Source organism: Phyllobacterium sp. RCAM01083, assembly GCF_055685835.1.
Genome location: NZ_JBVFZN010000004.1, coordinates 521,226 through 545,668 on the forward strand (window position 1 = coordinate 521,226; position 24,443 = coordinate 545,668).

Sequence of the window (24,443 nt, forward strand, 5' to 3'; positions counted from 1 at the left end):
ACTTCTGGCTGACAGCAAATATCCCATTGACAGATATCCTACAAGTGGATATTTGATAGATGGTTGAATTTTAGGATTGATGTCAAGTGCGGGAGTGGTGAATGGGCCTCAAATCGATCAAGCCATTGAGCAGGGCTCCACTTTTGCACGTGTCGGTGCAGGAAAGTCTGCGCGCCTATATTGACGACAATAGCCTGCAGGCTGGTGCGCCGCTGCCGCCCGAAGGCGATCTGGCCCTTCAATTGGGCGTCAGTCGCAATTCGGTACGGGAAGGCATCAAGGCGCTGGAGTCTGTGGGTGTTTTGGAATCAAGGCGTGGCGTGGGTGTTTTCGTCAAGGCTTTCTCTTTTGAACCTCTCCTTGAGAATCTCGCCTACGGTCTGGGTGGCGCGCTCAAGCAGATAGAGGAGGTGATCGTCATTCGCCGTACGCTTGAGGTTGGATTGATTGACAAGACGGTGAAGGCGATCGGACCGGAAGATATTCGGGAGCTTCGCGAAGTGCTGGAGAAGATGCGTATCCACGCAGAGCGCAAAGAGGCCTTTGTCGAAGAGGACAAGCTGTTTCACACTCTGTTGTTTCGCTGCCAGAAGAACGAAACGCTGGTGCGGCTCATAGAGGTGTTCTGGATGGCTTTTTACAAAGCCTCCAATTTTGTGAATCTTGAGAACACCGACCCCATGCAAACATGGCGCGATCATAAGGCAATCGTCGATGCGGTTGAGGCTGGAAATCTCGGCGATGCACGGGGTCACCTCGACAGGCATTACGAGGGGATCGCTCGTGTCATTGAGTACAACAAAATCAGTTCAGCCAGTGGGAGGGTGTAATGAGACTGAGAATGGTCGCTTCGGCGATGGCAATATCTGCCGCGTTGATCGGTGGTGCAGGTCTTTCAGTGTGGTCAGCAGGAGCAAGTGCGGCCACCTTGTCAGGCGGCTTCGATGTCGGTCCGGGAGGGTTTCAAGGTAATTTCAATCCTTTGGCAGCAACCGCGGGATTCACGTGGCTTAGCATCTATTTTGAACCGCTCGTGACCTACGACGAAAAGTTGCAGAAAGTCGTCGGCGTCCTTGCGAGCTCGTTTGACGTAAGCCCTGACCAACTGACCTACACGTTCAAGCTGGCTGATGCCAAATGGCACGACGGAAAGCCGTTCACATCGAAAGATGCGAAGTTCACAATGGAACTCGCCAGGGATGCCAAATCAGGGTCAGTGTTGGCTGCCCGGTTGAAGAGCGTCGCGTCTGTCGAAACGCCCGACGAGCATACCTTTGTCATCAAGCTGACGGCTCCGAGCGCCAGCGCATTCGATACCATGACCAAGATGATGATGCTGCCCGAACATGCGCTCGCATCCATCCCTGTCGAGCAGCTTTCCAAGAACAGCTGGTGGTCGACCGCTCCTATTGGTACCGGACCCTTCAAGTTCACCAAATACGTTACCGATCAGTATGTCGAGCTTGCTGCGAACCCCGAATATCGGGGCGGCAAGCCCGCACTTGAGCGCGTCATCAATCGTTATTTTGCCAATCCGGCAGCGGCGATTGCCGCGCTGCGTGCCGGCGAAATCCAGTTCACTTATGTGGATTCAAATGACGTTTCGACCTTTAAGGGCGACGAGGCTTTCAAGGTCATCGAGGGCGATTCATTTGTTGTGAACTATCTGGGTTTCAATCATGAATCGCCGCTCTGGAAAGACCTTCGCGTCCGCAAGGCGGTGATGTATGCCATTAATCGCGATGCGATCATCAAAAGTCTTTATGGCGGCGCGGCGAAGTCTGCCAATTGCGCCTATGTCGCCGATCAGCTGGTGCCGAAAGACGTAGAAACATACGCCTATGATCCAGAAAAGGCCAAAAAGCTCCTGGACGAGGCTGGGTGGGCGCAGATCAACGGTGACAAGCCGATTACGCTTTTGACATATTACACGACGCCTCTGGCAACCAACGTACTGGCGGCCATGCAAGCGATGTTGGCGCAAGTTGGGATCAATGTGATCCCACGTGCCGTCGATACGCCAACCTATAATAGCATCGTCCTGAATCCGAGCCCGGACGTGTCGCAATTTCAGCTGGTCTATGCCGGTCTGCAAAATGGGCCGGATGCCAGCAACATCAATGTTGGCCTCAATGAGAGCCAGATACCGCCCGCAGGACCAAATATCGTACGGGCGCGCATGCCGAATCTCAATGCGGCACTTGACGCTGCATTGAGCGAGCCAGATCCGGCAAAACGCGATGGCCGTTACCAGGGCGTGTGCAAGGTCATGAATGCCGATCTTCCCTGGGCAACGATGTGGGTGGCAAACCGCTATGGTGTGGTCTCGTCAAAACTGAAGGACTTCATATGGACGCCGGCTCCCGGTGGCGGTCCATTCCAGGCTCGTCCGGAAAAATGGTCGATCTCTGAATAATTAGAGCTTTGATTTTGACACGGGATGACCTGATCTCTCTCGCACGATGGAACCGCAATGTTTCAGTATGGACTTCGACGCCTGGTGATAGGTTTCGGCATGCTCATTGCATTGAGCATGCTGGTCTTCCTTCTTCTGCGCCTCACTCCGGGCAATCCAATTGATGCTTACATTGATCCGACCACTCCGACATCTCCGGAGCAGCTTGCCAATCTGCGCGCACAGCTTGGACTCGATAAGTCTTTGCCCGTGCAGTATCTTGCCTGGCTTCAGCAGGCGGTGACGGGGAACCTCGGCTTTTCCATCAAACGCCAGGACCAGCCGGTTTTGGGGCTCGTCATGGGGCGGATCGGACCAACCGTTCTGTTGATGGGTTCGGCATTGTTTATCGCCATTGTCGCCGGCATCGTCACCGGGGTAATCAGCGCCGTGAAGCGCAACTCTCTCACTGACCTGTCATTCTCCGTTTTCGCCCTCGTTGGCATCTCAAGCCCGGCATTTCTGAGCGCGCTCATCGGGCTCTACGTCTTTGCCGTGCGTTTGAAATGGGCACCAGCAGGGGGCATGCTGACGCCAGGCAGTGCATTTTCGCTCGTTGATATAATGAGGCATCTGATCTTGCCCGCAACGCTTCTTTCAATCGCCCAGGCTGCGCTGATCATGCGGTATATGCGCTCGTCAATGCTTGAGGTGCTCAGTCAGGATTATGTTCGCACCGCTCGGGCAAAAGGCGTCAAGGAGTATTGGGTCATCGCCAAACATGCCCTGCGCAATGCGCTCCTGCCAGTCGTGACGGTCATCGGATCCACCATCGGTCTTGCCATCGGCGGCGCGATTTTCATCGAAAGTGTTTTTAACTGGCCGGGCATGGGACTTCTACTGGTCAATGCCGTGGAGACGCGTGACTATCCTGTCATCATGGGTGCAACCCTTGTCATCGGGGTCTGTGTGATCGTCATCAATCTTTTGACCGACATCACCTATGCGTTCATCGATCCACGTATCAAGGTAGGCTGAGATGTTTGCGCGCGCATTGACGTCAAGTCCCGGACCGATCTTGAGAGCTCTGTACCGCTTCGGACATAACAGGGCAGCAATTTTTGGCCTCTGTGTGATCATTCCGCTGCTGATTATGATCCTGTCCTATCCATTGTGGTGGCCGTTCAAACCGAATGACATCGATTTGCTTGCCATGAACAGCGCACCATCCGGTTCGCATTGGTTTGGAACAGATGGCGTTGGGCGTGACGTCTTTTCCCGCGTTCTCGAAGGCGGCCGCATTTCCTTGTTGGTTGCTGTGGCTTCAACCGCAGTTTCTGCGGTTATCGGCTTTCTTGTCGGGGCCATGTCAGCCCTTGGCGGGAGATGGGCCGATGCCACCACCATGCGTTTCGTTGATCTGGTTATGACACTCCCTCCGGTCATTTTCCTTCTGGTGCTTGCATCGATCACCGGGACGGGCATCTGGCCAACCGTGCTTGTCATCTCGCTGCTGTCGTGGCCACTCCTGTCACGTATGATCCGGGCCCGGCTGCTTGAACTGCGGGAACGGGATTTCGTCCTGGCATCGCGCGGCATGGGGGCAGGGCTTGGCCATCTGCTGTTCCGGCACGGACTGCCAAATTCGATCGATATCCTGGTCGTCTATGCGACGCTGCAGATTGCCAATGCAATTCTTCTGGAGGCCGGCTTGTCGTTTCTGGGGCTCGGTATTGCGCCGCCCGCAGCCAGTTGGGGCAATATGCTCAATGCGGCACGCTCGACCGCAGTTCTCGAACAATTCCCCTGGCAATGGCTGTTTCCTGGCGGGGCACTGGTTCTTGCCGTTGTGGCAATCAACTTCATTGGCGACGGGTTGCGAGATGCTTTCGACCCGCGCGCAGATTTAAACTGACAAACGAAAGAATGTGAAAATGACGAAGTTCCACGGCGTGGTTCCACCTGTTGTAACACCACTGAACCCTGATTTTACCGTCGACTATCCATCCTATACGAGGGTGCTCGAACATCTGATACAGGCTGGATGCCACGGCGTATTCGTCTTGGGTTCCACAAGTGAAGTGATCTTCCATGATTGGAAAACACGGCAAGCGATTCTCGAACATTCTGTAGCTGTGGTCAGCGGTCGTGTCCCGGTTATTGCCGGTGTCATTGACGCGACGACCGATGCTGTCATTGCGCATTCCCTGGCAGCAAAAGCTGCTGGTGCGGATGCCGTTGTGGTAACCGCTCCATACTATACGATTACCAACCAGTCCGAGATTATCGATCATTTTCGTTACATTAAAGATGCGGTCGACATCCCCCTTGTGGCCTATGACATCCCCGTTTGCGTTCACACAAAATTGGCGCGCTCGACCGTAACAACGCTTGCGAAGGAAGGAACCATTATCGGTCTCAAGGATTCCAGCGGCGATGACGGCAATTTCCGCTATGCCTTGTTGGATCTGGTGGAGCACGAGGATGTGTTTCTCATGACCGGTTCGGAGACTGTCGTGGATAACGCGCTGCAGATGGGCGCACACGGCGTGGTTCCCGGTCTCGCCAATGTCGATCCTCATGGTTACGTCCGTTTGTGGAATGCGGCTCAGAGGGGTGACTGGGTTGCAGCGCGACAGGAACAGGAACGGCTATGCAAACTGTTCGAAATTGTGTGGGTGGGGCAGAACCGGGTGAGCGGCGGTGCTTCCGGCATCGGGGGGTTCAAGACGGCCATGCGCCGGCTTGGTATCATTGACACCAATGTCATGCCTCGGCCCCGCCAGCCGCTCAATGAGGCGGAGGCGGTCAGGATCGATGCGATTCTTCGCGCAACCGGCTTGCTTGGCTGAGGGGCGGGATGGACAAGCCTTTTGAGCCAATTCTCGATATTCGCGGTCTGAAGACAGTTTTTCGCCTCCGCGGTGGCGACATTACGGCCATCAACGATATCGATCTGACCATCGCCGCCGGCGAAACGGTGGCGCTTGTCGGTGAATCCGGCTCGGGTAAATCAGTCACAAGTCTTTCAGTCATGCGGCTGCTGGCGCGAAATGTCGGGGTGATCGCCGCCGGCAGCATTCGCTTCAGGTCCAAAGACGGCTCGGTTCGTGATCTTGTCACGCTCGATGACGAACAGATGCGGAAAATCCGGGGTAACGACATCGGGATGATCTTCCAGGAGCCGATGTCCAGCCTCAATCCGGTCCTTACGATCGGCGACCAGATCGCGGAACCTATTCGTATTCATCGGGAAGCCGGACGCAAAGCTGCGCTCGATGCCGCCGTGCAGCTGCTGGAACAGGTCGGCATCCCGGATGCAAAACGCAGGGCAGGACAATATCCGCACGAATTATCCGGCGGCATGAGACAGCGTGCGACTATTGCCATGGCACTGGCGTGCAATCCGACATTGCTGATCGCCGATGAACCGACGACCGCACTTGATGTCACCATTCAGGCGCAAATCCTCGACCTTTTGCTCACATTGCAACGCGAACGGGGCATGGGCATCCTCTTCGTCACGCACAATCTTGGTGTGGTCGCCGAGATCGCCCACCGGGTGGCCGTCATGTATGCCGGGCGAATTGTGGAACACGGGCCTGTCAAGGAGGTCTTCCGCAATCCGCGTCACCCCTATACACGCGCGCTCTTGTCGGCGATCCCTTCGCCAGATCCCGATGCCATCCGCGACAGGCATATTCTGCAGGGCGATATCCCGAGCCCGGCCAATCCACCGAGCGGCTGTGTCTTTCGAACGCGTTGTCCGGCAGCATTGGACGCGTGCGCCCAAACGGTGCCGCAACTGCGCGCAGTTGCACCCGGTCAGTTCAAGGCTTGTATCCGTGACGATCTGAATTGAGAACCAGAGCCGGCCGGACTGTGTATGATGCGATGAAGCCGTGCCAAACACCCGGCATCATTTTTGTTTGTTGAATTTTGCATCCAACCGTTGCGACCAGTGTTCAAAACTTGTCGTCAGCAACAGAATGTCGTTTTGCAGTTCCAGCTTCAGCAGTTCCCAGTCAATGCCGTGCGATCCTTCAAGCCTTGCTTTCAGTTTCAATTGTATATCCCTGCGCTTTTGATCAAAGCGGTCGTACCGGGCTGGGACATTCGCCGGAAGCATGCCGAGTGACATATGCGCTTCCCGCTTGGACCTGAATCTCTGTTCAAATCGCGCCAGCTTTCCGATGACGTCACGAACGATATTGTCCTGCATGTCTTCCTCCAGATTTACGACATCACTGTCTTGGAAATGACCGGCGCATCAGATTGCGCTGATCTGAGGTGTCGCCGGTTTTCTGCCGGAGCGAATATAGGCTGACCGATCTTGCTCTGCCGAATGAGCCGAGCGCCGAATCTGCAAAAGATCCTTTCGTGATACCAGGCCCAGAATTTTGCGATTGCTGCGATCAATGACAGGCACACGGCCGAGATCATTCAGCACCATTCTATCCGCGAGACGCGCAACTATTTCATCGGGATAGCCAACGAGAATTGCGCTATCCGATACGAGCTCGAACAGCGTCTGATCCGGGTGCGATCCTTCGCTGCTCCATTTCAGCACGTCGGCACGAGACACGATGCCGACAAGCGAACCGTTCGCGTCGGCGAGCGGATAGGACTTGTGCCGATGGTCGTCGGACTGGAAAAAGCGGACTGCCTCATCGACCGACATGGTTGCCGCCAGCGTATCGGCAGGCGCAACCATCACATCAGACACCCGGAGCAGTTCAAATGGATCGACGCTATATTCCCGCGTGACGTGCTGGCCGCGCCGCGCGATCTTCTCTGTCAGGATTGATCGCTTGAGCAGAAGCACCGTTACCGTGTATGCGGAGCCGGTGGCGATCAGCAGCGGTACAAGCATTTCGACATTACCGGTCAGTTCTACGGCAAAGAGAATGCCCGTCAGCGGGGAACGCATGGTTCCGCCCATCATGGCAGCCATTCCCAGCAGGGCCCAGCAACCTCCGACGCCAGGAAGATAATGCCCTTCCAATGAGCCTATCGCGCCGCCCATGATCAGAAGTGGTGCAAGAACGCCGCCGGATGTTCCTGATGCCAGCGCGATGATCCAAATTGCAGCTTTCACGGCAAGCAGAACCCAGACGGTGTGAGCATTCGTGTCGGTTACGAGCAAGTCGCGGATCACATCGTAGCCAACGCCCATGGCGCGCGGCTCGATGAGTCCGCCGAGCCCGATGGCCAGGCCACCCAACGCCGGCCACCACATCCAATGAACGGGAAGCTTCGCGAAGACGTCTTCCACCCTGTAGAGCAGCGAGGTTAAAAGCCCAGAGGCAAGCCCGACCGATATCCCGACACCAACGCAGGCAATGAGCACTGTTGGTGAAAGCACCAGGCTTGAAAGCAGCGGGAAGAGCGGGCCGTTGCCGAACAGAAGCGGCCGCCATGCGATTGCGACTACCGACGCTACAATGACAGGGATCAGGCTTCGCGGTTTCCATTCGAACAAGAGCAGTTCCACAGCAAGGAGAACGGCCGCAACCGGAGTACCGAAGATCGCCGTCATTCCGGCGGCAGCGCCGCAAACGAGGAGTGTTTTCCGTTCCGCCGCACTAAAGTGGAAACATTGCGCAATAAGAGACCCTATCGCGCCGCCCGTCATTATGATGGGGCCTTCCGCGCCGAATGGGCCGCCAGAACCAATGGATATGGCCGATGACAGCGGTTTGAGGATGGCAACTTTGAGCTGAAGCCTGCTTCCACCGATGAGGATAGCTTCGATGGCTTCCGGAATGCCGTGACCGCGGATTTTCTCCGAGCCAAACCGCGCCATCAGCCCAACAAGCAATCCGCCCGCGATCGGGATGACGATGGTTGATATGCCTGGGTGGGTCCATGCGAGTGATACGTCGTCAACGCTGATCCGGTGAAACCAAAGCAGATTTGTGGCGAGGGCAATGAGGCGGATCAACAACCATGCGGCTCCAACGCTGCACGTACCGACAATCAAAGCCATGCCAATGAGTATGAGTACACGGCAATCCGCGTTGCCCTTCCGCATTCGATAAATGCCGCGAGGGCGATATTCCGTCATTTATCAATTCGTCCGGTGAGCATTTTCATCGCGCCCGTTGCCATTTGTTAGAGCAAGGCTAATCCCATGAGTCAAAACCCGTTTATGGTCGGAACACTCGAACAGCCCACAATTGTTGTGCGCACAGGGTATGACCCGCAAACCCCGCATATTGGTCTGCTGACCATCGGTGACTGGACCGTCAAATGCGCCATTGGCCGCAACGGGCTGGTGGATCCACAGTTGAAACGCGAAGGCGACGGTAAAACGCCGCGTGGCCGTCATCCGTTGCGTTACGGTTTTTATGATCCAACGGTTTTCGGCGAAGAGCCTCGTGGCTTCGATTTTCCGTTTTTGCCCAAGCCCGAAAATTACCGCTGGATAGAAGATGCCGACAGCCCCTTCTATAATCAGCTGGTTTTCGAAACGGATGAAACACAAGCTTCACGCCGTGGCGAAAGGTTGTTTGATCTGATCATACCTGTCGGCTGGAACGATGCACTGCCTGACGCTCGCGGGGGTTCAGCCATTTTCATGCACACGGCGCGGCCAGACTACAGCGGCACATCCGGCTGCGTGGTCGTGGCGCATGAGCATTTGATGGAACTGGCACGGCGCCTGCGCCCCGGCATGGTCGTCGATATCACTTCAATTGATGATCCGGTGACGCCGCTCGTCCCCTTTGTCAGCGCGCCGCCAAAATCCATTGAGAGCGTTACGTTTCACGGCATGAAACCCGGGCCTCGTCTGATTGTTACGGGGTCCGTCCACGGCAACGAGCCAGCCGGGCCTTATGCGATCAGCCGTTTGATCAGTGAGTTTCGTACAGGCCAAAGAGAACTGGAATGCGGCAAGGTTACTTTTGTGCCGGTGGTCAACGGGCTTGCCTTCCGCAAGAATACCCGTATCGGAGACCGCAATTTTAATCGCAATCTTGCGGAAAGTGCCATGCCGCAGGACAATGAAGATCGCGTGGCCAACATCATGTGCCCGCTGCTCCGTGCCCATGATGTGTTGATTGATTTGCATTCTTTCAGCTCGGAAGGCGAAGCTTTCGCACTGATAGGCCCACGGGATAATAACGGATCGCTTGAGCCTTTTGCCCATGAAGCGGCAGAGAATACACTGGCGAAAGCACTTGATCTTCCGCTGGTTGTGCATGGCTGGCTGCCTGCGCATGAAAAAGCACTTAAGCAAAAACGCGATGCAGGCGTAATCGAAGGCCTGTCGTCACTGCATGGTATAGGCACAACTGAATTTATGCGCTTTGCCGGCGGCTATGGGGTTACCGTTGAATGCGGACAGCATCTAGACCCGAAGGGACCACAGGTTGGTTATGACTGCGTCGTCAATGGCATGGCATCTCTCGGTATGATTACGGATGCGCGGCCACAAGCCCAAACACCACGTGTGCTGGAAATTTGCGATGCCATTCTCGCCGATCACGATGAGGATCATCTGGTAAAACAATTTGCCGCTGGCGAACCAGTGAGCAAAGGGGAACTTATCGGAAGACGTGCCGATGGCAGCGAGATTTTGATGCCCTATGATGGAGCGATCATTTTCGCCGGGCTAACGGCGCCATTGCATAGCGAGCTTTGCTTCCTTTGCAAACCGAGCGAGCGCCTGCAAAACTAGCGGGATTATGCGACCATTCGTAAGTTACAGTCCCTTGGGCAGACCGGTCTAACCGGGACAAACTGTTGAGGCTCTCCATTTAACGCCGTGGACATTGACGTTTTAGCCCAGCCGCCAGAGCCGCGTCGCAGCAGCTTTTCCTGCACGGCCCGCACGAGCGACGCAGGGTCAAAGAGGTCGCCCTCCACGGCGGTCACTCCGGCAAGAAGATTTTTGCCGCTGCGGACGAGCGCGCGACAATCCACGCCTGCCTTCACGAGGCGCGGTAGAAGCCGCTATCGAGCCGCTCGAAGCTTTCGCATGGTTGAAGAAATGCTCGTGGCCTGCCCCTTTGATGATCCAGGTTTGATGTCAGTGCAGGCTTGGCTTGGATGTTAAGTGTCGGCTGACAGGGAGGGCCGGCCAGCCGGCCACTCGTCAAGCGTGGGCATTCCCGGCGGCGAGATGTGCATTGTTCCTTCAACCGGACTGTTCCGGATCGACAAGGCATGAACTCGGTATAGGGGATTGCTTATGGGTAAACGATCAGGCCTATCAAAAGGCGCCAAACCTCCCTCAAAGGCCGAGTCATGATCCCAGTTGGAAAACGGTTGTTGTTGTAATCGGCGATGAACTGGCTGACGCCTATGATCAATGTCACCGCCCCGCTAAAACAAAAACAATGGGATAACACCGGTCAGGTGCTGTCAGGTCGTTTGCACAAAAATGGGGCTGCGGCATTGATACCGGGGGCTCTTGGCTTGAAGTTCGGATGAAAAATCCCCACGTGATTCATAAGTGAAATCAGCGCTTGCTGGTTCCACGGACAGGAACCGAAACGCAGAAAGGAGCGAGACGGTGCGTAAGAAGCGACGGGCTGTCATCCTTCCGGTATACTGAGCGCAACAACGCGCCTGTTTGCCGGATCGGATTCGGCCAAGGAGGTGCGTTATGAAGCGCATTTACATCCACAGAACGATGATATCCATGCTTGCGGCAGCATTGGTTGCCGCGAGTGGAACTGCTGCCAACACGCAGGAAATCGTCTGCGCAAAGCATGCTCTGATTGCCGAATATTTGAAGAATGAGTTCCAGGAACTTCAAGGGGCTTTCGGCCTGATTGGGGATAAGGCGATCCTTGAGCTGTTTCTTTCTCCCCATGGAGCTACGTGGACCATCGTCATCACCGATGTCTCAGGCAAGAGCTGCATTCTTGCAGCTGGGAGTTCCTGGGAGCAAAAGCCTGGGATTTCCGGGTTGGAGACGTAAGGGTTGCCGCCAAATCCAATGGCAAGTTGGTCAGAGAGGCAGATGATTGATCTGTTTCAAAAACAGGTCCCATCAGGCCATTTGAATGCATTTTTGATCGATATAGCGATCGCTGACAGCAACGACCTCGTCCATTGTCACTATACTTTGCCTAACCTCTCCTGTCCTTGGTAGCCTGATCGTGAAGGCGGCGCCTTCATCGTTTGCAGCCGTGAGTACTCCGCTGGCACGTTGTATGATCCTTTGGCACAGGGAAAGGCCCAATCCCATGCCATCGCTCTTGGTGGTGAAGAAGGGTTGAAACAGTTGCGAAAGGGTATCATCACTCAAACCGGGTCCGTTGTCCGATACGCGAATGATGGATTCGTTTGGCTCAGCGCGCGTTTCAATCGTGATACGCTTGTTCATCTGCTCGGACAGGTTCAGCGCATCAAGAGCATTGCGAAGGAGGTTGTGGATCACCTGCTCAAGTTCTGTTTTGTTGATGTTGGCAACAGGTGATGGCTCTGCAAGGTGCAGGGCGAGAGAGACACCGTGCCGTTCGATATCCAGGCTGAGGATTTCGACGATCTCCCGAATTGCAATGTTCAGATTTGTGATCTCGGGTACGATGGTTGTTTGGACAATATAGTCACGGATCTTTCCCAGTATGCTGCTGGCCCTTTTTGCGTCCCTGATATTGGCAACCATAGCGCGTTGCACGAGGTCGATTTGAGTTTCTTTCTGCCCGAGCATTATGAGACTTGCTTGGCTTTGACTGAGCAAGGAGGTGAGGGGCTGGGCAAGTTCATGGATGATACCGGCAGCAAGCTCCCCGACAGCGTTGACACGCGCGGCGTGCTCAAGACGGTTCTCCTTTTCCAATCTTGCAGCCCGTCCCAGTGCCTCTTCCTCGGATTGTTGCAGGCGTTTGGAAAGTTGGCGTTGATGCAAGGCGGAATATCCGGCCACGACAGCAACCGTCGAGAGGCCGCAATAAACAAGGAAATCCAATGCATCAAACAGTGCGCCGAGATTGACGGTCTCGCTTATACGAAACGCGGTTCCGTCAGGAAACCAGGTAAAATCTTGCGGCGCGAGCGTGTTCGGGCCCGCGATGATGGTTTTCTCCAACGTAAGCAGACGGCTGAGGCCGGAGGGCTGCTGTCCCGATGGAATGGCCGGTACATCACCAATGACCCACTCAATTTTGGCGGAGGCTTCCGACAAGAGGGGCCCAAGCATTTCCTTCACGTCCACGAGCATGACAATCGTATAATGAAAATTATTGCGTTCGGAGTGAACAGCCGTGAAAAATCGTCCGGGAAAACGCGGGTCGGCAAAACCACGGATCGTGTCGAGAGGCTGTTTCATCACATCGGATACGATTGAGCGCACGGCCTCATCATTTCCGCCGGACGGGTAATTTGCAACGAGCGTGGCGGACAAAGGATTGTCGTCATTGCCATGCTGATACAGATTTCTTAGAGCGTCCCACCTGACAAAGTCAGCTTACCGCAGGCGCTAGTCATGGCTAAAATGTGAAAGAGGATAAAATGAAGAGACTAGCTTCCGGTGCCAATTATGTTCGATACGGTCTCGGCAAGATCGCAGTGATCGCGCTGCGGGATGGCTATATCGATATGCCCACCAGACGCTTGCGCCAAACGGGAAACCAACCGTTCAAAGACCTTCCCGACCAAGTGGAATTGGTCGGTGGAAAGCTTCGACTGTCCGTTAACGCATTTCTGATTGTTGACGGCGACGAGCATATTCTGATCGATACGGGAGCGTCGAACTCTTTGGGCCCGACGATGGGCGAACTTCTTCGCGCACTCGGGGACGCCGGTGTCAAACGTGAAAAAATCGGCACGATCGCATTGACGCACACTCACGAAGATCACGCCCATGGTTTGGTGGCTGCGGATGGTTCGGATGCGTTCCCAAATCTCCAGCGGCTTTTCGTTCCAAGAGCCGAAATCCCGCTATTCGACAAGATCGGGAGGGTTGCCCGGTTCCGCGAGCTTCGCGCACCGATCGACGATGGTTTCAAGCTAAGCCCGAGCGTCACGGCCGTAGGCGCCCCCGGCCACGAGGTCGGCCACACCACATACGAAATATCGAGCGCCGGCGAAACGCTGATCATCTGGGGAGACATTGTCCACGTACAGTCGATCCAGTTCGACAGGCCGGAACTGACATGGGAGTATGATGCCGACCAGGATATGGCCCGTTCCAGCCGTTTATCGATGCTACGCCTTGCCACACGTCCGAACGTATATGTGGCTGGAGCACATCTTGACTCTCCGGGTGTTGGCAAAGTGAGCGAGAACGGCTCGACATTCAGCTACGTTCCACTATAGAATCGCTGAGACCCACCCGAGCGTGGTAGGCTCAATTCTACTTTAGAAGACACCAATCGCGACGCCTGGTGACCGCAGTGCGCCGTCGCCATCCTTGCCGGAATCCGAGCCTTGATTTCGAACCGGGTGGATCGTCTTCGAATAGGTCTTGGGTTGCCATCGATCAACCCCGGGGTAACAGCCGCTAGCTTCGAAAAATTCCGGTGAAGAGTGCGGCGCAATCATTCCGGTTCACCAGTTTTTGCCGACAATATTACTGTTCGGGGGCGATTGACGACCTGTACAACCTCGGCAGTTGTTAGGACACGATCAATTTGGCGTGTCGTTTCAAGTACGGCGCATCTTCCATCAACAGTCGCAGGGCGGGTAAATGAGCTCGAGAACAGACCCTTGTAATATCCATACATCACACGTAGGATGTGGTGTATTGTAAAAATTTCTCTCCATTTTTTTCCGTTTATGAAAGTTAAACTCCTTGCGGGATCATCTCGACCAAACCGATCGTCGTCTCGTCAAACTGCTTTCACAGGATGCGCAGCTCGGCATTACGCGGCTCGCTGAGATGATGGAGATATCGGTGCCGACAGTACGGACGCGGCTGCGCAATCTGCTTGACCGGAACCTTCTCAAGATCACAGGACTGCTGAACCTGACCGAGCGTCCGGAACTGATTTCAGCCATTGTCGGCGTCAATGCACAAGGGCGTGGCCGGGCGCGGGAGATCGCGCGGCGCATTGCAGAACTACCCTTTGTCAATTCTGCATCCGTCGTGACAGGACGGTTCGATATTATTGTCGACGTTGTCGTTGCCGGGGATGTCGCTGACCTTTATCGGGTCACCAGCGAATTGATCCCTGCTGTTGGTGATCTGGGAGAGATCGTCCGTACGGAAACCTTCGTGGTGATGGCGTCGTGCAACAAATGGGTCAATCTGCCGGAAGGATGCTGGTCCAAAAGCACAGAGGTACCGGTAAGCGAATAGAGGATCTGAAAGATCCTGTCCGAGAAGATAGGACCCATACCAAGAACGTCTAAAAATGGACGGACATATAACAAGGAGGAACCAGGAATGAAGATTGCCAAGTTGTTTGTCGCAGGTCTTGCGATGCTCACCGCTGCCGGCGCCGCGAGTGCCGGAACGCTCGACGATATCGTCAAGCGTGGAGAATTGCGTGTCGCAGTACAGACACAAGGTCCACCCTTTTCCATGGTTGACCAAGCCGGCAAACGCACAGGAAGTTCCGTGGAGCTTGCTGAGCTGATGGCAAAGGAAATGGGCGTGAAAATCAGTTTTCTCGACTTTGACTGGGATGGGCTTATTCCGGCGCTCCTTTCCGGCAAGGCCGATCTGCTGGTGGCGGACATGACCCCGACCCTGCCGCGCGCCATGAAAGTCGCCTTCACCAAACCTTTCATGTTTACGGGCAGTACCGTTTTTGCGAAAGCAGGCAGTAAGTTCACCACGATCGACTCCTGCAAGGCAGCAGGCACCAAAATCGCGGTATTGCTGGGTGCTACCGGAGAAAAGGTCGCCAAGGCTACATTCCCCGATGCTGACATCAAGAGTTACAAGGGTGGCGGCCCTCTCCTCCTCGATGCCGTCAACAACGGTCAGGCCGATTGCGGCGTCAACGATGTCTCCGCTGTAAAGGGCCAATCGGCCGCATATCCGGCCGGGACCTTCACAGTCATGCCGGAAATGCTGTCGAAAGAGCCTTTGGCCTTTGCCACGCGTTACGACGAGCAGGACCTCCTCATCTGGATGAATCTGTTTCTTGATCAGGTCGCCATTGACGGTCGCCTCCAGAAAAATCTGGATTACTGGGTTAACTCGGACGCCTGGAAGAAGGATCACTAGGCAGGGATAGATTTGGGTGGCCGTGAGCCGGTTCTTTAACCTGTTCGGGGCCACCCGTCTGCCGGATCATCATTTGCACAGTCGCCTGAGGGATCATCCCGGACATGCTTGAAAATTTCAGCTTCCGTACCATTGCCGAGTACCTGCCGCTGTTCGCACACGGCTTCCTTGCCACGCTTTGGTTGTCCGTCGTTTCCTTTGCCGGCGCACTTGCGGTTGGGATTGTGCTTTGCGCAATGAATTTGCAACGCTCGCGCTTGTCGAAAGTTCCGGCAAAGATCTATATCGATGCTATCCGTGCAACCCCGCTGCTGGCGCAGCTTTATTTCCTTTATTTTGGTTTGCCGCGACTGGGTATCGTACTGCCGGAACTCGTTGTCGGCATTCTTGCTCTGTCGTTGAACAGCGGAGCTTACATCGCCGAGATCATCCGGGCGGGCATCCTTTCGATCTCTCGCGGGCAGGTAGAAGCAGGTATTGCATCCGGTATGACTTACACGCAGCGCATGCGCCTCGTGGTCCTGCCCCAGGCTTTTCGCGTGACCATCCCTCCTCTCCTTGGCCAAGCCATTGTGCTGGTGAAGGATTCCGCGCTGCTGTCCCTGATTTCCGTTTCCGAACTGACCCGTGCCGGGCAGCTTCTTGCTTCTGACCGCTTCATGCCGGCGGAGGGCTTTATAACAACCGCAGCGTGTTATCTCATCCTCTATTATGGATTGAAGGGTCTGGCGGCCCTGTCAGGGCGTTGGCTTGGTTCGCAGCCGATGAGGAGCCGAACATGATCTGGCAACAATTCCAAAGTCTCATCGGGAGCTATCCGCTGGCTTTGCGGGGCCTTGGCATGACTGTGGCGCTGTCATTGATCAGTCTTGTTCTGGGCACGTTCATCGGCTTTGCCCTCGGTATAGTGCGGACAGGGGGCAATCAGTTGATCAGTCGGATGATTGGCGCTTGGGTCGATCTGATACGTGGAACTCCATTCCTCGTGCAGATTTTTCTGATTTTCTTCATCCTACCGGAACTGGGCATTGAGCTTGATGCTTTCACAGCTGGTATCATTGCACTGTCCAACCTTGCGGCCTGCTTCATTTGCGAAATCGTTGCCGCCGGTATCCGCGCCGTTCCAACCGGCCAGGTCGAGGCATCCCTTGCCTCGGGCCTGTCGCGCTGGCAACGCATGCGGCAAGTCGTGTTACCGCAAGCAATGCGAATGTCTTTGCCACCACTGGTGGGGCAATATGTTCTTCTTATCAAGGATTCCTCTGTCGTCTCCGCAATCGGCTTGACCGACCTCACCCGAGTTGGCTGGCTGGTGGTACAACGGGTACCCAATGGGCTGCTCGTGTTCGCCATTGTCGGCGTTGGCTATTTCATCGTTTGCTATCCGCTCATCTTGCTTGCCCGCAAACTTGAACGTCGCATGGGAACGGCTCATGGCGAGGTACAATTGTGAATTCTGGCAGATACACCATCAAAGAAAGTACCAGGCATGATTGAGTTTCGCGGTGTCAACAAATGGTTTGGAGCACTGCATGTGCTCAAAGATATCACCCTCAGCATTGAACCGCGCGAGGTTGTGGTGGTATGCGGACCAAGCGGTTCTGGCAAAAGCACCTTGATCCGCTGCGTCAACGGTCTTGAGACCACAAAGGACGGTGATCTCATCGTCGACGGTCAACGCGTCGGCGATCCGACAACGAACATGACCGATCTGCGTGCCGAAATTGGCTTTGTGTTCCAATCCTTCAATCTCTATCCGCACAAAACTGCATTGGAGAATGTTACACTCGCGCCGATTCACGTGCGGAAAATCGCTCGTTCGACCGCCGAAGCGGCTGGGCGTGAGTTACTCGCAAGAGTTGGGCTCGCCGACAAGTTCAACGCTTACCCATCTGAACTCTCCGGCGGACAACAACAGCGGGTCGCTATTGCCCGTTGCCTTTGCATGCGACCCAAGATCATGCTGTTTGATGAACCGACATCAGCCCTCGACCCCGAGATGATCAGCGAAGTGCTCGACGTCATGGTCAGCGTAGCCGAAGAAGGAATGACCATGATGGTTGTCACCCACGAAATGGGTTTCGCGCGCAAGGTCGCACAGCGCGTCGTGTTCATGGATGCCGGGGCCATTGTGGAAAGTGGTACACCGGAAGAGTTTTTCTCTCATCCAACGACCGATCGCAGCCGTGCCTTTCTCAGCAAGATCCTGCGCCACTGATATATTCATCAGTTTCCTTATGGTGGACTGGAAACATTGGAGGTCAAGACATATTTCGCAGCTCGGCCAAAGAGCCCTTTGACCGCGAATGGCGCCTGCAATACTGTTAAGTGTGTCTAAAGCATGGATGAGCGATGAGACGCTTCAACGAAGTCCTGCTTACTGGCGAACTTCAAGGAAGCCTTCGGATTCCGCACGATCCAACGGAAATTGGCATTGTCGTTCTCGGCTGGTCAGGCGTCTGTTCGCTGTCCAGCGTGCCAAATTTCTTGCAGCCAATGGTACGATGGCTGTTACAGTTCGATATTCTGGTGGGGACGGCCAGCATCCGGCTTTGTTGCAAACTCTTCATCAAGACGACTGCGCTATGATGCTGGCTTTCAACGAGCCGGGATGTGATTCAGCCTTACAGAGAGCAAGAGAACTGCGCCCGCGCCTGCGTGGAAGCTGTAGGACATGATTGCAATTGCTCCTGTATGGGGAAAAACCATAGTGCTGGTGTTCACCGTAGCTGGTTCGAAGTATCGGAGACATCCGGCAGACGGGCGGCCTGCCGGATCCGGCGATCAGTAGTCGCTAATCTTCTTCATGTAGCGGCGGGCTTCCAGCATGGTCTGGTTGCGGTGTGCGGCGAGCTTATAGGCGAATTTCCAGAGAGCATCGAAAAAGATGAGAGGCACCAGATAGCCTTGGAACTGTTCGTCGATTCCAGCAAGATCCAGATCCTTGGCATCGAGCACCAGTATGTTGTCCTTGTCCCCGAAACGATAGAGGAAGTCGCGTGCCCGCTCCTCCAAGCGACGGGTCTCGTCGAGGCCGATCATCGTGATGAAGCATGTATCCTTGTCGACGACTTCGAACGGTCCATGGAAGAATTCGTTGGCATGGATAGCCTGCGAATTGATCCACTGCATTTCCATCAAAACACAGATTGCAAAGGAATAGGCGGCACCATAGTTCGCGCCGCTCGCCGTCGTATAGATCACATCGCGATCCTTGAAACGCTCGGCAAAGGTCGTGAACAGATCGGCGTACCGCACATGCGCCGCCTCGATGGCCGGCTGCAGGTTGCTGAGGCTCCTTAGCAGAGAAGGCAGATAGTCGGCTCCGTCGGCAATCTTTACCAGGCCGGCGAGCAGCATGTAGAGGATGGCGTAGTTGCTATCTGCAGCGTCGATGGCAATGCCTGTCGTGTAGGACGCTTGGTAACGCAGCACGAAATCGGCCGCATCGGCGAGCGGCGATGACGGATCGAGCGTCATGCCGATCACGGTTGCACCCTTTTCCTTGGCATGTCTGGCGGCGCGCACGGTCTCGCGGGTTGTTCCCGTCTGCGAGCATAGGATGACGATGGCGTCGGCATCGAGTTTCATCGGATCGCGGCAGACGAATTCATCGCCATTGTAAACATCTGACGTGATGGTCTTTGAATGGCGGTCGAGAAAATACTTGCCCGGATGCATGATGGACAGCGAGCCGCCGCAGGCGACAAGAAAGACTTGGGAAACAGGCTTTTTCGCGAGCGCCTCAAGCGCTTTGGCGATATCCGGACTAAGGGTAGCTTTCATAGAATCCTCTTGGGTATTGGCGCCGTCGCGGCGCTGCTTTTGAAATCCGGCTGTCGAACATTCTTCCTGTCCTGGCGCGGTTGGAAGCGCTGCCGGAGGGCATTTTCATTCCGACATTGCTACCAACCGTCCCGATCATCGTTCGCATTGACAGCTTTTACGCAATGTGCGAACGTTCTCACAACTTGTCAATCGGAAAGACTCCAGATGATCAAAATTGCTGCGATGGGCGACAATGTCGTTGATTGCTACATTTCCAAAGGCACGATGTTTCCCGGCGGAAACTGCCTCAACGTTTCCGTGTTTATCCGGCGTTTTGGCGGGTACTCAGCCTATATCGGGGTCATCGGCCAGGACGCAGCCGGCAAACTGATAGAGGCCGCTCTCCTAGATGAGGGCGTGGATCTGACAAGGCTGCGCATCTTTGACGGACCGACTGCATATTGCATCATCGGCCATCGCGATGCCGACCGGGTCTTTGTGCGCGCGGACCTCGGCGTGTCGATGTTTTCACCGGTCGATGACGATATCGCGTTCCTCAAGGATTTCACAGCCGTGCATATCGGACAATCGAGCGGGCTGGACAACCATGTTGCGGCGGCGGCGGCACAGACATTGCTGTCCTATGATTTCTCGACCCGCCGCGATCCCGGTCATCGCCGTGCGATTGCGCCCCATTGTTTCCTGGCATCGGTCTCCGGCGGCGACCTGACGAGCGACGAGGCGGTGGCCGTGGCAACCGAGCTCCGTGAGGGGGGCGCAAAATGGGCTCTGATCACACGTGGTAGCAAGGGCGCGATACTTCTGGGAGCTGAAGGCCAGTTCGAGGTTCCCGCCTCCCCCGCCGAACTGGTCGATACACTCGGTGCCGGCGACACCTTTATTGCACGCACGCTTTACGGACTGGTTGCCGCTGAGACGCCTCAGATTCTGCTCTCGGCAGCCGCAATCGCAGCCGCCGAAACATGCCGCTATTTCGGGGCCATCGGCCATGGCGCGCCGATCGCACTTTCGGGGGACGTGCCGGAGCTTCAGACTCTTTCGGCCTGAGGCGCCGTGACCGAACCGCGCAGCGCCAGCGTGTGCTTCAACACCTGGTGCTGTTCTTCGCCGCACTCTCCGCCGATCCGCGCGAGAATGAGTCGCGCGGAAGCCTCCCCCATCTCTGTCAAGGGCTGCGCGATCGCCGTGATGCCTGGCTTCAGGAAGCTCATCCAGTCAAGATCATCAAAGCAGATCAGTGATAGGTCTGTCGGGATTTGCAGGTCGAGCGAGGTGATCGCATCCATCGCAACGGCCGACATCAATCCGTCTGCGGTAAACAGCGCCGTTGGCCTATCGGGACGCGAAAGAAGGTCCATCGTCGCCGCTCTTGCCGCCGTTACCGAATAGGTTCCCACCCGGCCGATGAGGCTGCGGTCAATCGAAAGCCCAGCCGCACGGTGCGCCTCTATATAGCCAAACAAGCGTTGCCAGCTGGGAAACAGGCTTGCGGGATCGATCGATCCCTCGATGACCCGGTCGATGAAAGTTGCCATATCCCCGAACTCCCAGCGTTCCAACTCGGCCACCATGCCGATCCGGCGGTGGCCCGCGGCAAGCAACTGCGCGACACTATCGCTCGCCGCCCCGCGGTTGTCTAATGTTACCGAATCGGCAGGAAGCCCATTGACGCGCCGGTCTATCTGGACGATCGGGCAGCCTGAGGCAGCGGCAGCATGCAGATGGTGCGAAGCGGATGTGTCGCAAGGTGCGACGATCAATCCATCGATCTGTTTTTCGAGCAGCAGTTGCACAGCTTCGAGCTCGCGCTCCAGTAGTTCGTCGCTGTTGGTCAGCAGTACACCGAAGCCCTGGGCACGTGCAACGTCGGCGATCCCTCGCAGGATGCTGGCATAAAACGGGCTTTGGATATCGCCTGCGACGACGCCGATTGTCTTGGTTTTGCCAGTGATCAGGCTGCGGGCGAGCAAGTTGGGACGGTAACCCAAAGCCTCGGCGCTGCGGCGCACCCTTTCCTTGTTTTCCTCACTGGTATAACCGTAACCGCCCAGAACGCGGCCCGCCGTTGCTGTGCTCACTCCAGCCCGCTTCGCAACTTCGGTAATCGTCACTTTGTCAGCGCGTTTGTCTGCCATTCCACTTTCCCGTCACTGACTGCATCAACATCTTCACCGCTGAAAATCGACCGGACCTCGGCGGGAATGAAAGCGACGAATGCGGTCGGTCGGTTTCGGATACAACGCCAGACCTAATTTTGACAGGCCCTTTTGTTCGATTTTCCAGACGAAATGGCATTCGTGAACTTTATCCCTTGACGGATGTGAAAAACAGATGCTTGTATTGTGAGAACGTTCGCACAATTAGATCGCAGGTTCAATCTCCAATTTTGAGTGGCCTGTTTCCGGTGCGAACCGGAGGAGCAAATAAAGACAAGAAAGGGGAATGACATGACGATCAAAGCTCTTGCCAGCAAGCTTCTTGCCGGAACGGTTCTGGTCATCGCCATAGCGGTATCAGCCAATGCCGCGGGCGTCGATCAGAAATTGCACGGCGCAGTTCCGTCGGAATACCAGAAGAATGGTGTCAATGTGGCTGCGTTTAACGACTGGCCACCCGATGAATTCGTCGAAACCGGCGAGTTGAAGGGATGGAGCATCGATATGGCGAAGGCCATGTCGGAAAAGCTCGGTGTCGAATTCAAGTTCACGCCGACGAGTTTCGATGCCATCATTCCAGGGCTGGCTAGCAAGCGTTTCGATGCTGGTTTCTCCTCCTTTGGCGTCACCGAGGAGCGGCTTGAGGTCCTTGATTTTGTACCACAACGCAAGGAAGGAACGGCCTATGCGTTCCTTAAGGAAAAGAGCCTGGACATCCAATCGGAGAAAGATCTTTGCGGTCATTCCGTTGCTGTTCTGACCGGTGCCTGGGATTTCCAATACTTGACCAAGGTCAGCGTTGAAACTTGCGCCAAGGAAGGTGCTGCGTCGATCGACCTGCAACAGTTCACGACACAAAATGCGGCGGAGCTAGCGGTTTCGTCTGGTCGTGTCGAAATGGTCGCGGCAGGTTCGGCCAAATTGCAGTATCTTGCCAAACAGACCGGCCGCTTTGGTGTATCGAAGCTGACCAGCAATGCCGTCTTCAACGGCATCGGCGTGCGCCGTGACGATCCGCTTGGGCCAGTTCTCAGGGACGCGCTTCAAGCAATGATCGACGACGGCACCTACACGGCGCTGATGGCGAAATGGGGTGTCGACGGTTCTGGCATGCTCGACAAGGCATTACTGGTCAACAAGGCAAACCCTGTCACGAAGTAAGGGTGGATGATCCGCTCGATTCAAAATCGCGGAGCCGTATGCAGCGGCTCCGATCCTTTTCTGCCAGAGGTGCAAATGGCTCACGACAAGAAACCCCCAGCATCGGCGCGTCCCAATATTCACGAGACCAAACCGGTGCCACTGCGCCATCCATCCTGGTGGATTGGCGGGGCTGCTCTTTTGATCTTCGTGGTCATGTTCATTCGCCTCCTGGTCACGAATGAGAACCTGCATTGGGAGGTCGTCGCGCAATATATGTTCAGTGCGGAAATCCTGGCTGGGCTCGGACGCACTCTGCTGCTGACCTTCATCGCCATGATCATTGGCCTTGTAATCGGAGTGGTGCTTGCCATCATGCGTCTGTCGCGCAATCCAGTGTTCCAGACCGCAAGCTGGGTCTGGATCTGGTTTTTCCGTGGTGTACCGCCCCTCGTTCAACTGATCTTCTGGTACAATCTGGCGCTGCTGATCCCGACTGTGTCGATTGGTGTTCCCTTCGGACCTGAACTCTGGTCCGCCAGCATGAATTCGCTGATCACGCCCTTCAGCGCAGCCGTTCTCGGACTGGCCTTGACTGAAAGTGCCTATGCCGCCGAAATGATCCGTGCCGGCATTCAGGCAGTCAATGCTGGACAAACGGAGGCGGCCGCAACGCTCGGCATGACCCGCTCCCAAACGCTGCGGCGCATCGTGCTGCCGCAGGCGCTGAAAATCGTCATTCCGCCGATCGGCAACGACACCATCTCCATGCTGAAATTCACCTCGCTGGTCAGCGTGCTCGCGCTTCCGGACCTGCTTTATTCCGCGCAGATGATCTATTCGCGCACCTATCAGACCATCCCGCTGCTGATCGTTGCGACGATCTGGTATCTGGTGCTTTCAACTATCCTGACCCTTATTGAGCATTACATCGAACACCGTCTGAACGACGGCAAGTCGCTGGAACTCAGCCTTGTCCTGTCGTCCCTGTTTTACAGCAAGTTCTGGGCGCCACGCCGCACGAAGGTTTCCGCATGATTGCCACCATGCCTCTGCTCAATGTCGAGCGCCTCTCCAAGAGTTTCGGAACGCATCGGGTGCTCCACAGCATCGATATGAGCGTCAAGCTGGGCGACGTCACCTGCATCGTCGGGCCGTCGGGCTCCGGTAAGAGTACGCTGCTGCGCTGCCTGAATTATCTCGAAGTGCCGGATTCGGGCGTCGTTTTTCTCGACGGGAACCCTGTTGGCATGCGCTGGCACGGCGACACGCTGCGTCAGATGTCGTTCAACGAACTGGCAATCCAGCGCCAGCGCATGGGTATGGTTTTTCAGAGTTTCAACCTCTTTCCGCACAAAACCGCCCTTGAGAACATCATCGAAGCGCCGATCATCGTCCAGCGTCGCAAGAAGGCTGAAGCCATCGAGGAGGCGGTAGCGCTGCTCGACAAGGTTGGCCTTAGCGATCGCGCGCACTACTATCCGAAACAGCTTTCCGGCGGGCAGCAGCAGCGCGTGGCGATCGCCCGCTCGCTCGCGATGCGGCCAGCGGTGATGCTCTTCGACGAGCCGACCTCAGCTCTCGATCCGGAACTGGTAGGTGAGGTCCTGGCCGTGATGCGTCAGCTCGCAGAGGACGGCATGACGATGGTCGTCGTCACGCATGAAATGAGCTTTGCCCGTGACGTTGCCGATCACCTGATCTTCATGGATGGTGGCGTCATCGTCGAAGCAGGTCCGCCGAAGGAGGTGCTGTCCAATCCGCAGCACGCTCGTACAAAGTCTTTCCTCGCTCGCGTGCTCTGAGCCAGATATCCAAATCCGAAAGCGCC

General features: G+C 55.7%; 23 protein-coding genes and 1 pseudogene. 18 read left to right on the forward strand and 6 right to left on the reverse strand.

All coding sequences use genetic code 11. From position 1 onward, the window contains the following. The first annotated feature begins 101 nt into the window (after positions 1-101). From ACZ25R_RS06555 to ACZ25R_RS06580, 6 genes are read left to right on the forward strand one after another with little or no spacing between them, the layout of a single operon-like run. Complete coding sequence (locus ACZ25R_RS06555; RefSeq protein ID WP_472460494.1) at positions 102-830, forward strand: FadR/GntR family transcriptional regulator; 729 nt, start codon at positions 102-104, stop codon at positions 828-830. Positions 831-856: 26 nt separating this feature from the next. Further along, positions 857-2,416 carry an ABC transporter substrate-binding protein gene (locus tag ACZ25R_RS06560; protein WP_472460535.1) on the forward strand — a complete coding sequence of 520 codons (1,560 nt, stop codon included), beginning with the start codon at positions 857-859 and terminating at the stop codon, positions 2,414-2,416. Positions 2,417-2,473: 57 nt separating this feature from the next. Next, positions 2,474-3,433: an ABC transporter permease gene (locus ACZ25R_RS06565; RefSeq protein ID WP_472460495.1), complete on the forward strand. Its 960-nt coding sequence runs from the start codon at positions 2,474-2,476 to the stop codon at positions 3,431-3,433. Position 3,434: 1 nt separating this feature from the next. Then, positions 3,435-4,310, forward strand: coding sequence for an ABC transporter permease (locus ACZ25R_RS06570; RefSeq protein WP_472460496.1), 876 nt, complete (start codon positions 3,435-3,437; stop codon positions 4,308-4,310). A 19-nt stretch (positions 4,311-4,329) separates the two neighbouring features. Then, positions 4,330-5,247 carry a dihydrodipicolinate synthase family protein gene (locus tag ACZ25R_RS06575; protein ID WP_472460497.1) on the forward strand — a complete coding sequence of 306 codons (918 nt, stop codon included), beginning with the start codon at positions 4,330-4,332 and terminating at the stop codon, positions 5,245-5,247. Between the two features lie 8 nt (positions 5,248-5,255). After that, entirely contained in the window at positions 5,256-6,257 is a 1,002-nt protein-coding gene (locus ACZ25R_RS06580; RefSeq protein ID WP_472460498.1) for an ABC transporter ATP-binding protein, read from the forward strand. A 57-nt stretch (positions 6,258-6,314) separates the two neighbouring features. On the opposite strand, the gene ACZ25R_RS06585 is transcribed toward ACZ25R_RS06580, so the two are convergent. After that, complete coding sequence (locus ACZ25R_RS06585) at positions 6,315-6,617, reverse strand: hypothetical protein (protein WP_472460499.1); 303 nt, start codon at positions 6,615-6,617, stop codon at positions 6,315-6,317. 48 nt (positions 6,618-6,665) lie between these two features. Further along, the gene (locus ACZ25R_RS06590; RefSeq protein WP_472460500.1) at positions 6,666-8,462 is read right to left on the reverse strand and encodes a chloride channel protein; all 1,797 of its coding nucleotides are present in this window, start codon (positions 8,460-8,462) and stop codon (positions 6,666-6,668) included. Positions 8,463-8,528: 66 nt separating this feature from the next. Between ACZ25R_RS06590 and ACZ25R_RS06595 the strand changes: the two genes are divergently transcribed. Continuing rightward, the gene (locus ACZ25R_RS06595) at positions 8,529-10,079 is read left to right on the forward strand and encodes a L,D-transpeptidase family protein (protein ID WP_472460501.1); all 1,551 of its coding nucleotides are present in this window, start codon (positions 8,529-8,531) and stop codon (positions 10,077-10,079) included. 143 nt (positions 10,080-10,222) lie between these two features. Here ACZ25R_RS06595 and ACZ25R_RS06600 read toward each other — a convergent pair. After that, positions 10,223-10,336: pseudogene (locus ACZ25R_RS06600) on the reverse strand (NAD-dependent epimerase/dehydratase family protein); the annotation flags it as partial. Positions 10,337-11,009: 673 nt separating this feature from the next. On the opposite strand from ACZ25R_RS06600, the gene ACZ25R_RS06605 reads away from it, so the two are divergent. Next, the gene (locus ACZ25R_RS06605) at positions 11,010-11,327 is read left to right on the forward strand and encodes a hypothetical protein (protein WP_472460502.1); all 318 of its coding nucleotides are present in this window, start codon (positions 11,010-11,012) and stop codon (positions 11,325-11,327) included. 72 nt (positions 11,328-11,399) lie between these two features. On the opposite strand, the gene ACZ25R_RS06610 is transcribed toward ACZ25R_RS06605, so the two are convergent. Next, the gene (locus ACZ25R_RS06610) at positions 11,400-12,755 is read right to left on the reverse strand and encodes a sensor histidine kinase (protein WP_472460503.1); all 1,356 of its coding nucleotides are present in this window, start codon (positions 12,753-12,755) and stop codon (positions 11,400-11,402) included. Positions 12,756-12,862: 107 nt separating this feature from the next. Between ACZ25R_RS06610 and ACZ25R_RS06615 the strand changes: the two genes are divergently transcribed. From ACZ25R_RS06615 to ACZ25R_RS06640, 6 genes are all read left to right on the forward strand, one after another. After that, positions 12,863-13,669, forward strand: coding sequence for an MBL fold metallo-hydrolase (locus ACZ25R_RS06615; protein ID WP_472460504.1), 807 nt, complete (start codon positions 12,863-12,865; stop codon positions 13,667-13,669). Positions 13,670-14,144: 475 nt separating this feature from the next. Continuing rightward, positions 14,145-14,651, forward strand: a complete 507-nt coding sequence (locus tag ACZ25R_RS06620) for an AsnC family transcriptional regulator (protein ID WP_472460505.1) — start codon at positions 14,145-14,147, stop codon at positions 14,649-14,651. A gap of 87 nt (positions 14,652-14,738) precedes the next feature. Further along, positions 14,739-15,527 carry an ABC transporter substrate-binding protein gene (locus ACZ25R_RS06625; RefSeq protein ID WP_464665073.1) on the forward strand — a complete coding sequence of 263 codons (789 nt, stop codon included), beginning with the start codon at positions 14,739-14,741 and terminating at the stop codon, positions 15,525-15,527. A 104-nt stretch (positions 15,528-15,631) separates the two neighbouring features. Then, positions 15,632-16,309, forward strand: coding sequence for an amino acid ABC transporter permease (locus ACZ25R_RS06630; protein ID WP_464665071.1), 678 nt, complete (start codon positions 15,632-15,634; stop codon positions 16,307-16,309). Further along, positions 16,306-16,980, forward strand: coding sequence for an amino acid ABC transporter permease (locus ACZ25R_RS06635; protein ID WP_472460506.1), 675 nt, complete (start codon positions 16,306-16,308; stop codon positions 16,978-16,980). Before ACZ25R_RS06630 ends, ACZ25R_RS06635 begins: the two co-directional genes overlap by 4 nt. 36 nt (positions 16,981-17,016) lie before the next feature. Next, positions 17,017-17,745: an amino acid ABC transporter ATP-binding protein gene (locus tag ACZ25R_RS06640; protein WP_472460507.1), complete on the forward strand. Its 729-nt coding sequence runs from the start codon at positions 17,017-17,019 to the stop codon at positions 17,743-17,745. A 566-nt stretch (positions 17,746-18,311) separates the two neighbouring features. Here ACZ25R_RS06640 and ACZ25R_RS06645 read toward each other — a convergent pair. Beyond that, on the reverse strand, positions 18,312-19,313 hold the full coding sequence (locus tag ACZ25R_RS06645) for an SIS domain-containing protein (protein WP_464665066.1): 1,002 nt from the start codon (positions 19,311-19,313) through the stop codon (positions 18,312-18,314). A gap of 207 nt (positions 19,314-19,520) precedes the next feature. On the opposite strand from ACZ25R_RS06645, the gene ACZ25R_RS06650 reads away from it, so the two are divergent. Beyond that, a complete protein-coding gene (locus tag ACZ25R_RS06650; RefSeq protein ID WP_472460508.1) occupies positions 19,521-20,363 on the forward strand; it encodes a PfkB family carbohydrate kinase in 843 nt (280 codons plus the stop codon). On the opposite strand, the gene ACZ25R_RS06655 is transcribed toward ACZ25R_RS06650, so the two are convergent. Beyond that, positions 20,345-21,451, reverse strand: a complete 1,107-nt coding sequence (locus ACZ25R_RS06655) for a LacI family DNA-binding transcriptional regulator (protein ID WP_472460509.1) — start codon at positions 21,449-21,451, stop codon at positions 20,345-20,347. The two genes, ACZ25R_RS06650 and ACZ25R_RS06655, sit on opposite strands and share 19 nt — an antisense overlap. Before the next feature lie 255 nt (positions 21,452-21,706). Here ACZ25R_RS06655 and ACZ25R_RS06660 point away from each other — a divergent pair, with 255 nt between their 5' ends. The 3 genes from ACZ25R_RS06660 to ACZ25R_RS06670 all read left to right on the forward strand — a co-directional run bounded on the left by ACZ25R_RS06660 (position 21,707) and on the right by ACZ25R_RS06670 (position 24,417). Further along, the gene (locus ACZ25R_RS06660) at positions 21,707-22,633 is read left to right on the forward strand and encodes an ABC transporter substrate-binding protein (RefSeq protein WP_472460510.1); all 927 of its coding nucleotides are present in this window, start codon (positions 21,707-21,709) and stop codon (positions 22,631-22,633) included. 75 nt (positions 22,634-22,708) lie between these two features. Then, positions 22,709-23,650, forward strand: coding sequence for an amino acid ABC transporter permease (locus ACZ25R_RS06665; RefSeq protein ID WP_472460511.1), 942 nt, complete (start codon positions 22,709-22,711; stop codon positions 23,648-23,650). Next, positions 23,647-24,417, forward strand: a complete 771-nt coding sequence (locus ACZ25R_RS06670) for an amino acid ABC transporter ATP-binding protein (protein ID WP_464665058.1) — start codon at positions 23,647-23,649, stop codon at positions 24,415-24,417. The genes ACZ25R_RS06665 and ACZ25R_RS06670 overlap by 4 nt, the downstream gene beginning before the upstream one ends. Positions 24,418-24,443 lie beyond the last annotated feature (26 nt).